Consider the following 11,147-nt stretch of genomic DNA (forward strand, 5'->3'; position numbering starts at 1 on the left):
CGATATTATCATCACTCAGTCAGTAACGCTATCTTAAGAGATAAACACATGCTTGAATTTAAATTAACTCGTAATTCGCAAACAGGAGAACTGTATTTAGAAACTTCTTTGTGCGGAAAACCATTGCTCACTACCCCGCAATTGAATAAAGGCACCGCGTTTACTCAGGAAGAAAGAAAAGAATTTGGTTTGTTAGGTAAACTGCCCCACCGTGTTGAAACTTTGGATGAACAAGTGAAACGAGCTTATTTACAGTTCTCAAGTTACACCACGCTTTTACAACAGAATATCTATTTAAATAACTTACACGATAAAAATCAGATTATTTTTTATAAGTTACTAAGCCGTCACGTTGCTGAAATGTTACCTATTATTTACACACCGATTGTTGGAACTGCTGTCAAACGCTTTAGCCATGAATACAGACAACCTCGAGGTCTATATATCGCACACTCGGATAAAAATCTTATACAAGAAATTGTTGAGAATCGTTCTAACCCTGACATCGATCTAGTGGTAGTGACCGATGGAGAAGGTGTCTTAGGGATTGGCGATCAAGGGATTGGCGGGATGGATATCCCTGTAGCCAAGCTCATGGTCTATAGTTTATGTGGAGGAATCGATCCCACTAGGACATTACCGGTATTTCTAGACGTAGGCACAAACAATCAAGATTTACTCAATGATCCAATGTATCTTGGTTGTCGCCACCCCAGAATTAAGAACGCTGAATACGATGAATTCATAAAAGCGTTTGTGTACGAGATTCACAAACAATTTCCAAATGCCTTCCTGCATTGGGAGGATTTTGGCCGAGGCAATGCCAGACGAATATTAGATCAATTTCAAGATGAACTATGTACCTTTAATGATGATATTCAGGGTACTGGAGCTGTAACGTTAGCAGCCATTTTAGCGGCCTGTGATGTCACAGGGAATCAGTTGCATGAGAATAGGATTGTTGTTTTTGGCGCTGGTTCAGCGGGTACTGGCATTAGCGATCAACTGGTTGATGCCATGGTCAAGATGGGGATTAGTGCCTCAGAAGCTTATCAACGATTTTGGCTCATTGATAGGCAGGGATTACTCTTAGCAAAAGATAGCGATCTAACTGATTCTCAAAAGCCTTATGCAAAGCATCATGAGGACATTTCTTCATGGGGTATCAACGACACGAACAACCCTTCCTTAAGTGAAGTCATTAAACAAGTGAAGCCCACCATTCTGATTGGGTGCTCCTCTCAGACTGGAGCTTTCTCTCAAGACATTATTGAAACCATGGCCACACATTGCGATCGCCCAATCGTCTTTCCATTATCCAATCCTGATGAAAAATGTGAGGCCAAACCATCGGACATCTTAAATTGGACAAAGGGTCGCGCCCTAATCGCCACAGGAACGGCCTTCCCTGCTGTTGAATTTCAAAATCGCATGGTACAAATTGCCCAATGCAATAATGCGCTTGTATTTCCTGGTATTGGCTTAGGTGTTCTTGCAGTAAGCGCAACAAGATTAACCAAAGAGATGATTCTAACTGCTGCAGAAACACTTAGCCAGTTTGCCCCGAGCAAAAAGGACAGTTTTTTACCTCTTCTTCCCTCTCTGGATAATGCGCAAACAGTTGCAAAGGAGATTGCTGTTGCTGTTGCTCAATGTGCAATTAATTCGGGTTATGCTCAAAAAAACACAGATGCAGACTTGCAAAAGTTAATTAATGACATGTTTTGGGAACCAAGGTATTTACCTTACAAAAGGATTAAGTAGCTGGTTTTACTAGGGTGTGTTTAAAATTCACCTACCGCCCACCTATGGCGGATTGTTCTTGACGGTTCCTCACAATTTGGGACCGTTTTATAAATTTGCCACATCAAAACGCAAAGACAGATTCCCTATTCTTAGTCAACAATCTCACAATACATAGCCAAGCTTTACTGAACATAAAGACCGCTAGGGTAGATCCATGATCGTTCTGATTAATAATTACGAGTATCTTTCAGGGCACGAAGTTGATAGGTGAATTATCAACACACCCTATAAATTCACCGATGCACTAAAATAGTACTGCCATATTCTTTAGTCGTTTAATTTGGCTATCATCCTAAATTCAATACTATGTGATCTGAATCTGAAAAAATAAGTATTGAATATGGCATTTTGATCGTATAGATTACATTTTATGTCAAAAATATTGTAAGAGCGTAATGTTATTGCATAAGTCTTTTTGACACTCAAACTAATCGTTGAACGGGGCCTGTGGTTTTATTTATGGGTATGTAAATCAATTTATAAGGAGATTAAAAAACTGCAAAAGCGCGACGAACAATAGCTTTGGGAAATAAAAATAACAAAAGGAGTTCGTATGTTTGAAGTAGATAATAGTAGTGACGGTAATTGCTTATTTTATGCCTACAGCATTTCATTAATGTATTACTTGCGTTCAAAAAATGATCCGAAGTTAGCAAAAGGCATCTTTGATAAACTAAATCTCAGTAAAGAAGCTCAAGTTGAATTAGAAAAACTCCTGTCAAAACCCTCACACATGCCTTATTCAAAAGAGGATATTGTTAAAACTATAGAACCAATTCTTGGCCGAGCAGTAAGAGATTTAGCGGCTGATCAAGTTCTTGCTGAGTTTGAAAAAGCTCCTAAATCAACTTCATTATTCTCTTCTGCAAAATATGGTTTAGAGTATGGATTTAAACATGCATTGGAATCAAACGATTCTAACTATTCAAAGCTGATTGATCATGAGTTTGATAATCCCGATTACACTCAAGCAGACTTGTATCACAATGATGAATTAAAGCTTGAAATGGAATTTTTTGTTTCGATGAGAGCTCCGATAGTCATTGAAGAAATGAATCGTAGATGGGCTGAACAAGAAAGATCATTGAGTGAATTGCAGCTCTCAGCTAAAGAAATAAAAGGATTTCAAGCCATTCTATTAAGCCAAATTATCGATGAAGAAACCATCGAGTATTTCAGAGCCGATAACAACGCAAACATGAATCGATTTTTAAAGCATATTAAAAAGGAGTTTGAATGGGGCTCTGAAGAAACACTCATGGCCTTACATAGAGCAGTTCAAGGCGAACGGATGGTCCGCAATCCGAGTGGAACGATAGACACGTTCTATGACTTTCCGATTCTGTTGCATGTTTACACCAATGGGGTAAGTCCATTTCAGCAAAATGGTATTCCAGATTTGGTTCTCAATAATAAACATAATGTTCATTGGACCTCTAAAATTCCAGATCATATCTTTGTGAGCAAAGCCGACGATCCAGAATTTCAGTTGCTTGAACTCCTGGATGCTCAAATTCCTGCAATTCGCTTAGGTAAACTGGAGAGCAATGAACAGTCTCTTGATAGGAAGTTGATGCAAGAGTGGGTGGAGACATTTAAAAAATACATGCAATTATTAAAAAGTGCCCCACAAACTTCCATCAAAGAAAAAGTAGTTCAAGATGCTATGTTACACATCAGTAAAGGTCTCATGCAGTTCTCTTCAGTCCCAGAGTTTAGAGCATCCATTAAATTGGTGTTCTCAGGCTTTGTGACATGGCTTCCAAAGGCCTTAGAGGAAAACAAAAAAACATCAGGTCTATCTCAATTAGGTTTCTATAGTCAACCTATTGTTTCCTCAAAAGATGAAGTGAAATCATCCAAGTCATCCGATATTTCTCCAGGTAAGGAAGCAAAATCATCCTCTGATAAATCCTATCCTTCAGAACTTGCACGTTTTGTAAAAAAAGCCAAGCAATCAGGCCCACGAGTCACTGCAGCACTTGAGCAGATGTATAAGCTAGGCACAGAAGGAAACGATAAGTACACGCCTGAAAAATGCAGAGATATTGCGAAACGCTATCTAAATTTCGTTCAATCAAATCACAAAAACCCAATGATAGATGGTGTTAAAACCTTTATCAAAAAAATGGATAAGATCATTCAAGAGAGAAAGGAAGAAAGAGTTTCAAGTCTATCTCTAATTTAATTCCCTCTTTTATCTCTTAATGACAAGAGGACGGACCCCACTGGGGTCCGTCCCTGAAGGATCGATTCATTTTTTAAATGGGGCATTTATACCAAAGGTCGGGTGCTTCGCCTAATGGCGCTGCCTTAAGCGGTGCGATTAGGATCTTCTATACGGCCCGTATCGGTCCGCTTGCTGACGCGCGCGGCTCGGTTTCTTCTTTGCTGTCTGAATTAAATCCTAGTCACAGCAGGGGGTGAACCGAGCCGCGCGCGTCAGCAAGCGGATACGGAACTATCCACTTTCACGAATGACGTTGATTAAGGCAGCGCCATTAAGCGAAGCGCCAGACCTACGCTTACTGACAATCAGAAAACAGATTAGTTGGGGCACTATAATAGGTGTCGATTCCTCAGTGTCCGTCCCCGTCTCTAGTAGTTCTCGTTTCAACTAGTAAAATCAAAAGAAATTAATCGTAACATTCTTAACTGAAGCACTATCAGGCTCCCAAGATCGAGCGTATTTAAAGGTCATTTTAGTTTGGTTGGGATAAACTATTCCTTTCTTTAGAGTAAAGGTAAACCGCATAGTCCCACCTGCTCCAATGAGTTTAGATTGTGGTCTTAGATAATTACTACTTGTTAATGAGAAAAGAGTCTGATCAAATTGTTCGACTGACCACTGATACCCAGTTGTTGGATTCGCAGGTAATGAAACCACAAAGATAGGTTCTTTCTTATCTACTGTAATAACAAGATCATCATCCGCAAAAGCATTTACTGAAAAAGCTAGCAATACTGCAAAAAGAAGGTTGTTCATACATGTCCTTATTCAACTTAAGCTTATGGATTACGATTGACGTTGATTTGAGTTACTTTACCTGAATTGAACACCAACTCGTACTGAAAATCAGCTGGGGATTTTTGATAAATCCATGTTTCAACAGTGTTTGTTGTAGTACCTATCTGGTATCCAGCTGCATTATACAAAGGGATGTTTTCCTCATAAATCAATTTATCCAATGGCTCACCGCATTTTGATAGCACTGTGTATTGACTATCGCCTTCATAAACCAATTTATCACCACAGCGCATCGCATAAGCAGGGCCAAGGAGTAAACTACAGAGTATGGCTATAAAGAATTGCTTCTTCATTTTAGGCTCCCTTACTATATACAGTATAGCCCGTTTACTCATCCCAGTTGTCTCTATCCACATCCGACTCAGGTAAGAATCCACCAATTTGTGCATCCCACATGGATTTGTATAATCCATTTTTTTCCAAAAGTTCATCGTGAGAACCATCCTCAACTATTTTTCCTGCTTCAAACACAAGAATTCTATCCATATGCAATAAAGTGGATAAGCGATGAGCAATAACAATTGATGTTTTAGATTCCATTAATTCCCACAACGAATTTTGGATGGCTTCTTCAGTGAGTGAATCCAATTGGGAGGTAGCTTCATCCAGAACCAGTATTTTTGTATTTTTTAATACTGCACGGGCAATTGCAATTCTTTGTCTCTGCCCACCAGATAATTTGATTCCTCGTTCACCAACCATGGTTTGGTAGCCCTCAGACAATAAAGAGATAAACTCATCGCAACAAGCTCTTTTGGAGGCATTGATCACTTGCTCATCCGTTGCATCCAGGTTTCCATAACGTATATTTTCAATAATGGTTCGATGGAATAATGTAGTATCTTGTGGAATCATACTAATTGCCGAACGTAGAGAATCTTGTGTAACTTGACTGATGTCTTGTCCATCGATCAAGATCTTTCCAGACTCCACATTAAATAGTCGCAAAATGAGGTGAATAAACGTTGTTTTTCCACTTCCCGAAAAGCCCACCAAACCAACACGTTGACCTGGCTCGATAATAACGGATTTATTTTCGAATACCTTTTTACCTTGATTGTAATGAAAAGTAACGTTATCAAATTCAATTTTACCTGCTACTACATTTAAAGCTTTAGCATCAGGAACGTCCTTAACCTCGATGGGGGCGCTTAATAAAGCAATTGCTTGCCTGGCAATGCCTATTTCACGAAACAACTCCGCCATGGCATGGCACAAATACCAAATCTGGGTCATGATGGCAAAAGAGACATTAAATATAAACACCAAGTCTCCTGTCGTAATTTTACTTTGTTGCCAAAAATGCAGTAATAGACCAACCATCACGACCAACATGATGGTTACTGGAATATCTAAGTAAAGACGGAAGATATTCATATAAATCGTTAATCGCTTATTACTTCCTTGCTCTTTCTTTTGGCTTAAAGAAATATAGTCTAATTCATCCTTTGAACGAGCAAATAATTTAACGGCGTTGGAATTACTCAAAGTATCTACAATTTTTCCACTTAATTCGCTTTTATCTTCTGCATTCTCAACAGAATAAGCGTCCACTGTTTTGGAAAATCTATAACTGATGAACAGTTGCACCATGATCCAAATAATCATTACTACTGCGAACCAGTAGTTAATGGTACACATTAATATCAAGGCAACAACAATGGAAGCTATAGCAGCAATCCAATACCAAGTAATGATATTAAAAATGGAATCCATCGCTCTAGGAAGATCATTCACTTTGTTAGCCAAGCTACCAGCCATTTGATTGGTAAAGTAGTGATAAGATTGCCGAATCAAATAATCCATCACTGACATTCTTACGTCCGCTTGAAAGCGCGGCATAACATAGCCTTGCCACCACCCTTCCAGACGCAAGATAAGCAATAAAATAAACCATGCACCTCCACCTACCCATAAGGCCGGTGCCACTGCTACAAAAATATTCTCGCCGGGAGAATGTGAGCTGAGCGCGTCTACAATCATTTTTAGCGAATATGGAATGGCATTATTTTCTAATACCATAGTGATGGGAGCTAACAAAAATACAGTAAAGGCTAAAGGCTGCTTTTTCACAAAATGAAAGAAAAATCGACCTAATGTTTTTGGCAATTCCCTTGCATTATTGTTTTTATTCATAGAGTATACCTTTAACGAATACCGTTCTATCGCTGTATTCTAACCCATTGATTATTAATTTGATAATTTCTTGTATACAATCAAAGCATCTTCATCAAGTTAGCAAAATGGTAAACAACCCCTTTTAGTTTAGTACAAATTCATAATTTATTCTTGATCTTAAACCCCATAAAAGCGATCATTCTCAATTTGCAAATAAAGGAGTCCGTGTGGAACACGAAACAATGGAATATGATGTGATCATCGTTGGTGCTGGTCCATCAGGCCTATCTGCTGCAATAAAATTAAAACAATTAGCCCATGCCGCAAATAAAGAAATAACCGTTTGTGTCCTAGAAAAAGGCGCTCAAGTGGGTTCACACATTATCTCTGGTGCGGTTCTAGAACCAAGAAGTTTAAAAGAATTATTACCCGATACTTGGGAAACTGCTCCTTTAGATACTCCAGTTAAAAAAGATCTGTTTTACTTTCTCACAAAAAATCACTCCATTCGCTTGCCAACACCAAAACCCATGCATAATGAAGGCAATTACATCATCAGCTTAGGCAATCTTTGTCAATTTCTTGCTCAACAAGCAGAAGGATTAGGATGTGAAATCTACCCTGGATTCGCCGCATCAGAAGTGCTTTATAATGATAGGGATGAAGTTATTGGTGTATCTACTGGCTCTGTTGGGATAGACAAAGAAGGCAATCAAACTAGCAATTACCAGCCTGGAATGCATTTAATAGCCAAGCAAACTTTATTTTCCGAAGGTTGTAGAGGCCAGCTAAGTCAAACCCTCATGGCAAAATACCACTTAAGAGACCATTCACAACCCCAAACTTATGGGATAGGAATAAAGGAAATTTGGAGAATAGAAGCAGCTAAACATGAACCAGGTAAAGTCATTCATACTGTAGGATGGCCAATGGACCACGCAACCTATGGTGGGTCTTTTGTCTATCACCTATCTAACCAACGAGTAGCCATTGGTTTTGTTGTAGGGCTAGACTATAAAAATCCATGGCTAAATCCCTTTGCGGAATTCCAGCGTTTTAAAACCCACCCCTTTATAAAACCTACTTTAGTAGGTGGTGAAAGGATTAGTTATGGTGCTCGTGCCTTAAATGAGGGGGGATGGCAATCCTTACCAAAATTGACCTTTCCGGGAGGGGCTTTAATTGGTGATGCCGCAGGTTTCCTCAATGTCCCTAAAATTAAAGGAATCCATACTGCGATGCAATCAGGTATGTTAGCAGCTCAGGCCTGTTTTGATTTATTAAACCAAGAAACATCTTCATCCACTGAAATAACATCCTATCCAGATAGGATTAATCAGTCCTGGTTAAAAAAAGAGTTGTATTCAGTTCGCAATATTCGCCCTGGATTTAAATATGGTTTGTTCACAGGATTAGTTAATGCAGCTTTTGAAACCTACATAAGCCATGGCCATTCGCCGTGGACCTTATCTAATCATTCCGATCATCGTTCATTAAAATTAGCGGAAAGATCCCCCAAAATTAACTACCCAAAGCCTGATGGAGTGATTTCCTTTGATAAATTATCATCCGTATTTCTAGCCAATACTTATCATGAAGAAAATCAACCTTGCCACCTAAAATTAAAACAAGCAAAGCTGGCAATCAAAGTTAATTACAACCAATACGCTTCACCTGAAACACGATACTGCCCTGCAGGGGTCTATGAGATCATAGATGATGAAGAAAAGGGCCCAAGATTGCAAATCAATGCACAAAATTGCATCCATTGCAAAACTTGTGATATTAAAGACCCACGCCAAAACATAGTATGGCAAGCACCGGAAGGTGGCGGCGGGCCTAATTACATTGATATGTAAAACTTACACTGAAATGGATGGGTTATCTAAGTATGTTGAGGATAAATCATCGATTAAAGTAAAAAACTCGTCCACAGACCCTGGGGATAACCAACTATTAGCACCTGGGGTTTTGTCTTCATGCTTTCTTAGTTCTTCTAATACAAGTTCAATTTGACGAGCAGTCACTTGAACACCTTGATTGCGACAGTTCTTACTTTCACTCAATATCCCTAATGCCTGCCTGATAGGTGTGATAGAGAGTGCTATTTGAGGATCATATTTAAAATCTTCATGCTCAAGCACTTTAAGGACTCTTGCAAAAGCAGACTGGTATTCTTTGATATCGACACGTTTATAATCTGAAAATATTTTATCCAAGAGCAATCCCAGCGCTTTGGAATTTTCATAAGCCTCTTTATCTTGATGCTCCACGAGCTCTTCAAAGCGCTTTAAACAATTTATATTAAAATCAAATACATCTTTCAGTAACTTATCTAAATCTCTAGGTCCATGAACAACCGTTTTTCGTGCTGAAGCTTTGCTTTCTTCATCAATGACTTCCACTTGATTAATCACTTGCCCTTTTGAAGCGGTGATCGAGTCGTTCAGAATTGCAAGTAATTTAGAAAGATCATAGTTAAATACATTGATGATGCTTTGACACTTGAGATAAAAGTAAGCCCTATCATCTTCTCTTGTATAAATAAGTTGCAAAAAAGCAGAGTACTGTGAGTATTGAATAGACTCAGGAAATAAGGTCAGTTTTCTTTGTTTTTTGATTGACTTATCACGTTGTTGAATAAGAAGAGGAAAAGTAATTGATACTTGATTCTCAGACGACTCAACTCGTTTTGGCAAAAATTGGATTTGTAATTCCCTCTCTTCTTTCTCTTTTGGTATAGGCAGTTTCGTAGGAACAATCAATTCGATGAATTCAGCGGCTGAATCGATTCCAGTAGCCATTTTTTTAGTGTCGTCATCTTTCTTAATATTTTTATTAGAGACTTGCTTTGCTCTCATTACAACTTTCCTTTTCGAGTGAACGATTCAAACTATCACGTTCTGTTTTAGACTTTGCTCAAGATAAAAATTATCCCGATTAATGATAAAGCGTCAAGCAGTATTTTCATTGTCATTTTCTTCTGATAAAGGTAGACTTGCTGTCGAAAGTCCCGGTGGCACAGATGGATAGCGCAGCCCCCTCCTAAGGGGCAGGTCGGAGGTTCGAATCCTCTCCGGGACGCCATATAAACACTGAGCCGATTACCAATTACCCCAACTTATATCACATTCTCAGGGTGCACACAGGGTGCAAATTGAATGTATTACAATGTGCAAAAATTACTCTTTAAACATTATTAATATAGGATGGCATATGTTTAGTTGCTTTAAAATGAATAAGGTCAGCTCCCCTGCAGAGAATGTTGGGCATCTTAAAGTTTTAAAAACCTTTCCTAGCCAGCATGCAGCAGCTAAATGGCTAGTAGAAAATGGTAAAGCCAAAAATTCGAATTGTGTTTCATCAATTAGTTCTGTTTGTTTACGAAAACCCTGCTCAACTGGTTATGGTTATCGTAAAAAGGCTTATGGATATGGATGGTGTTTTGCATCGGAAATACAAATCAAGGATTAACAACTATAGTCAGGTTTGTTAGCTGTAATGCCATATTAAATCAAAACTCATTTGTTGAAATAGTCAGATTAAATTTGGATTTATTCACGCAATCAATCGAGTCTGATAATCATATAGAAAGCTCCTTCGAATAACTATTAAAGTTAATTAGCCAAAAAAACAAAACCCGATATTAAACGAGCTTTCTATATGATTATGAGATCTGGCTTTTTGCTTTTTATACAAGTGGTAAAGATGCAAGATCTTGCTCCCTTTATCCGCCACTTGGTGACATGCTGACTCTTTTTTGATTTATGTACAATTATCATAGATGCAAGAGAGTAAGCTGTAAAACCACGTTGGAACTGTATTAGTCAAAATCAGCATTAACTCCAGGAGAATATTCGAAAAAACTTTTATTCGGATAATGGTTTCATGGCTAGAGGATGATCGAAATTCGCCTTATTTACTAATGTGCTAACTCTATACCCTTCCAAATCCTCATGAGCATAAGGCTTCATTAATGTCATCAATTGTTCCTTAAAATAGTGTGAATTATCCAGCCAAATACCTCGGGCTTCTTCATCTAAAATCACAGGCATCCTATGGTGTATGGGTTGCATAAATGGATTTGCTTCTGTTGTAACAAGGCAGTATGAGGTGGTCAAGTAAATTGACACACCCAGTTAAGCAACTTTCTTAAATTCCCCCCAAACCCGTTCAAACTGATTCGGATTCATAT

General features: G+C 38.5%; 8 protein-coding genes, 1 tRNA gene and 1 pseudogene. 5 read left to right on the plus strand and 5 right to left on the minus strand.

Annotation, left to right across the window (positions count from 1 at the left end; translation table 11 throughout):
- Positions 1-48 precede the first annotated feature (48 nt).
- Both Lwal_RS04330 and Lwal_RS04335 read left to right on the plus strand, forming a co-directional pair.
- Complete coding sequence (locus tag Lwal_RS04330; protein WP_058479690.1) at positions 49-1,764, plus strand: NAD-dependent malic enzyme; 1,716 nt, start codon at positions 49-51, stop codon at positions 1,762-1,764.
- 595 nt (positions 1,765-2,359) lie between these two features.
- Entirely contained in the window at positions 2,360-3,994 is a 1,635-nt protein-coding gene (locus Lwal_RS04335) for a hypothetical protein (RefSeq protein WP_058479691.1), read from the plus strand.
- 438 nt (positions 3,995-4,432) lie between these two features.
- Here Lwal_RS04335 and Lwal_RS04340 read toward each other — a convergent pair whose 3' ends face one another.
- Genes Lwal_RS04340 through Lwal_RS04350 form a run of 3 tightly spaced genes read right to left on the minus strand, consistent with a single transcriptional unit; the run spans position 4,433 to position 6,970 of the window.
- Positions 4,433-4,792 carry a protease inhibitor I42 family protein gene (locus Lwal_RS04340; protein ID WP_058479692.1) on the minus strand — a complete coding sequence of 120 codons (360 nt, stop codon included), beginning with the start codon at positions 4,790-4,792 and terminating at the stop codon, positions 4,433-4,435.
- 23 nt (positions 4,793-4,815) lie between these two features.
- Positions 4,816-5,127 (minus strand): DUF2845 domain-containing protein, encoded by a 312-nt coding sequence (locus tag Lwal_RS04345; protein WP_058479693.1) that lies wholly within the window; start codon positions 5,125-5,127, stop codon positions 4,816-4,818.
- Positions 5,128-5,161: 34 nt separating this feature from the next.
- The gene (locus Lwal_RS04350; protein ID WP_058479694.1) at positions 5,162-6,970 is read right to left on the minus strand and encodes an ABC transporter ATP-binding protein; all 1,809 of its coding nucleotides are present in this window, start codon (positions 6,968-6,970) and stop codon (positions 5,162-5,164) included.
- A 209-nt stretch (positions 6,971-7,179) separates the two neighbouring features.
- On the opposite strand from Lwal_RS04350, the gene Lwal_RS04355 reads away from it, so the two are divergent.
- Positions 7,180-8,811 carry an electron transfer flavoprotein-ubiquinone oxidoreductase gene (locus Lwal_RS04355; RefSeq protein WP_058479695.1) on the plus strand — a complete coding sequence of 544 codons (1,632 nt, stop codon included), beginning with the start codon at positions 7,180-7,182 and terminating at the stop codon, positions 8,809-8,811.
- 3 nt (positions 8,812-8,814) lie between these two features.
- Here the strand turns inward: Lwal_RS04355 and Lwal_RS04360 are convergent, their stop codons facing one another.
- Positions 8,815-9,813, minus strand: a complete 999-nt coding sequence (locus Lwal_RS04360; RefSeq protein WP_058479696.1) for a hypothetical protein — start codon at positions 9,811-9,813, stop codon at positions 8,815-8,817.
- A 149-nt stretch (positions 9,814-9,962) separates the two neighbouring features.
- On the opposite strand from Lwal_RS04360, the gene Lwal_RS04365 reads away from it, so the two are divergent.
- Together Lwal_RS04365 and Lwal_RS04370 are read left to right on the plus strand one after the other, a co-directional pair.
- A tRNA-Arg gene (locus Lwal_RS04365) sits at positions 9,963-10,039 on the plus strand.
- Between the two features lie 129 nt (positions 10,040-10,168).
- Complete coding sequence (locus Lwal_RS04370) at positions 10,169-10,426, plus strand: hypothetical protein (protein ID WP_058479697.1); 258 nt, start codon at positions 10,169-10,171, stop codon at positions 10,424-10,426.
- Between the two features lie 395 nt (positions 10,427-10,821).
- On the opposite strand, the pseudogene Lwal_RS04375 reads toward Lwal_RS04370, so the two are convergent.
- A pseudogene (locus tag Lwal_RS04375) lies at positions 10,822-11,064 on the minus strand (SOS response-associated peptidase family protein); the annotation flags it as partial.
- Positions 11,065-11,147 lie beyond the last annotated feature (83 nt).

Source organism: Legionella waltersii (assembly GCF_001468085.1).
GTDB lineage: Bacteria > Pseudomonadota > Gammaproteobacteria > Legionellales > Legionellaceae > Legionella > Legionella waltersii.

What these genes read in the sequence shown, in the direction of transcription:
- Lwal_RS04345 (WP_058479693.1), bottom strand. Translation starts at nt 5,127, where the DNA reads ATGAAGAAGCAATTCTTTATAGCCATACTCTGTAGTTTACTCCTTGGC.
- Lwal_RS04340 (WP_058479692.1), bottom strand. Translation starts at nt 4,792, where the DNA reads ATGAACAACCTTCTTTTTGCAGTATTGCTAGCTTTTTCAGTAAATGCT.
- Lwal_RS04370 (WP_058479697.1), top strand. Translation starts at nt 10,169, where the DNA reads ATGTTTAGTTGCTTTAAAATGAATAAGGTCAGCTCCCCTGCAGAGAAT.
- Lwal_RS04335 (WP_058479691.1), top strand. Translation starts at nt 2,360, where the DNA reads ATGTTTGAAGTAGATAATAGTAGTGACGGTAATTGCTTATTTTATGCC.
- Lwal_RS04330 (WP_058479690.1), top strand. Translation starts at nt 49, where the DNA reads ATGCTTGAATTTAAATTAACTCGTAATTCGCAAACAGGAGAACTGTAT.
- Lwal_RS04360 (WP_058479696.1), bottom strand. Translation starts at nt 9,813, where the DNA reads ATGAGAGCAAAGCAAGTCTCTAATAAAAATATTAAGAAAGATGACGAC.
- Lwal_RS04350 (WP_058479694.1), bottom strand. Translation starts at nt 6,970, where the DNA reads ATGAATAAAAACAATAATGCAAGGGAATTGCCAAAAACATTAGGTCGA.